This window comes from Clostridium sp. HV4-5-A1G (genome assembly GCF_900184915.1).
GTDB classification, from domain to species: Bacteria; Bacillota; Clostridia; order Clostridiales; family Clostridiaceae; genus Clostridium_B; species Clostridium_B aromativorans.
In genome coordinates this window covers 1-2307 of sequence record NZ_FXYI02000302.1, presented here as the reverse complement: position 1 = coordinate 2307, position 2307 = coordinate 1, and the positions used below count along the sequence as shown (strand labels likewise).

Annotated in this window: 2 protein-coding genes; both read left to right on the top strand. The window is 28.2% G+C overall.

The genetic code is table 11. The features are described from left to right. The first annotated feature begins 64 nt into the window (after positions 1 to 64). A complete protein-coding gene (locus tag J5G60_RS18000) occupies positions 65 to 1297 on the top strand; it encodes a M16 family metallopeptidase (protein ID WP_150356929.1) in 1233 nt (410 codons plus the stop codon). Positions 1298 to 1392: 95 nt separating this feature from the next. Next, the gene (gene recX, locus J5G60_RS17995) at positions 1393 to 2244 is read left to right on the top strand and encodes a recombination regulator RecX (protein ID WP_150356928.1); all 852 of its coding nucleotides are present in this window, start codon (positions 1393 to 1395) and stop codon (positions 2242 to 2244) included. Positions 2245 to 2307: the final 63 nt, after the last annotated feature.

The following is a 2307-nucleotide window of genomic DNA, read 5'->3' as shown; positions in this document are numbered from 1 at the left end:
ACTTTTTATTTATAATGATATAAACTATAATAGAATATACTGATGAATTAAAGGAGAATTTCATATGTTTGATGCTAAAGAAAGTGTTCTGCCTAATGGTATAAAACTTATCACTATAAAGAAGGATACACAAATAATGGCTTTACATGCTGGCATTAAAATTGGCGCCATATATGAAAACATTGATGAAAAAGGTATATCCCATTTTATTGAGCACATGCTTTTTAAGGGCACGAAATCTAGAAATAATGAAAGATTGAATGTGAATTTAGAAACCTTAGGTGGAGAATACAATGCTTATACGGATAATGGTTCTACAGTGTATAGCATTACAGCATTGTGGATAGAATTAGAAAAGTCTTTAGATATTATTTCTGATATGCTTATGAATTCAATATTTCCCGCAGATGAAATTGAAAAAGAGAGAGATGTAATACTTTCTGAAATAAGAACCAACAAAGACGATATTGAAGAATATAGTTTTAGAAAAACAAATGAATTGGCATTCAAAAAAGGGCCTCTGAGATATGATATAACAGGAAATGAAGATAGTGTGAGTAAATTTCAAAGAGATGATCTGATTGAATTTTACAATAGATATTATGTACCCAATAATTGCTTTATATCAGTGGTTTCTTCCTATGAACATGAGAAAATCTATAATTTGGTTCTAAAATATTTTGGAGTATGGAAATATAAGGAGTTTAGTAGAAATAAAATAATAGTTGAAAAAAATTTTCCATGCAAAAAAGTTTCTTATAAAAGGGATATAGAACAGAACACTATAATATATCTTTTTTCTTTTTACGGATTGAGTGAAAAAGATGAATTAGCTCTTAGAATATTAAATCACAAATTTGGAGAGAGCAGCAATTCTATTTTGTTTAGAAAGCTAAGGGAAGAAGAAGGACTTGCCTATGATATATATAGTGATTTAGATTTATCGGACTATATAAAAACTTTGTATATATATACCTCTGTAAGAGAAGAAAACATAAGAGATGCCGTTAGTGTCATTGAAGATTGCATAAACAAGATGAAGAATGAGAAGGTAAATTTTAATGATAATACGATGACTCTGATGAAAAAGGTATTAAAAACAGCAGTGGTATTTACTCTAGAGGATCCTATGGACTTAGGAAATTATGTACTGCATCAAGCTATGAGGGGAGACAGCATATACAGATTTATCTATGATATAGAAAAAATTGAAGATATAGGGAAAGAAGATATATATGAAGTAGCCAGGGCTGTTTTTAGGGAACCTACTATTCATATACTCAAGAGAAGGTCTTAGAAGAAATTATTTTAGACAAACTTCAGAGCTGATTTTTGATCTTATCCGAAAGCCTTCATTAATTGCGCATTGAACTAGTATTTAGGGAGGAAATTATGGATAAACATGTAATAACTAAAATTGAAGTTCAAAGAAGGAATAGAGAAAAAGCCAATGTATATGTAGATGGAGAGTTTGCTTTTTCCTGTGATTTAGAACTCATATATACATTTAATATATTTAAAGGAAAAATTGTAGATATAGAATATTTAAAAAGTGTAGCAGCTGAAAATAATTATATGAGATGCAAGAATTCTGCACTTAAAGTATTGGAAAAAACCTATAAGACGGAAAAACAAATGGAAGATAAATTGCTTGAAAAGCAATATGACGAGGAAACTGTTGCAAAAGTCATGGATTTTTTGAAAAAATATGGATTTATAGATGATAATAAATTTGTAGAACTGTATATAAAGGAGAAGATTAATTTCCAGGGTAGAAATAAAATTAAGTATTCCTTAATGAAAAAAGGAATAGAGGAAAATCTTCTGAATGAAAAATTGAATTCAATAGATAATTGTTTTGAGGAGAAGACTGCTTTAAATATAGCACAAAAAAAATATGATGCTATTTCAAAAAATGAAAATAGTACAAAAATAATATATAAAAAATTAGGAGATTATTTGACAAGAAAAGGGTATGACTATAGCATAGTTAAAGACGTACTTCGAAAGATATTAAACAAATGTGATGATTTCAATAGAAAGGATGAAAGAATCCATTTAAGTGAAAATGATATAGATAAGTTGTACAATATCGCTCAGAAGAGATACCAGATAGCAATAAAATCAGAAGAGGACAGGAATAAAATATATAGAAAAATAGGGACATATTTGCTGCGAAGGGGATACTTATGGGAAGATATAAAAAAGGTTTTAGGAAAGATTATGGAGGATTTCTCTATTTAATTTAGAATATATTACCTTTTGACTGTACTGAAAAAATAATTTAGAATTTACTATATATAATTA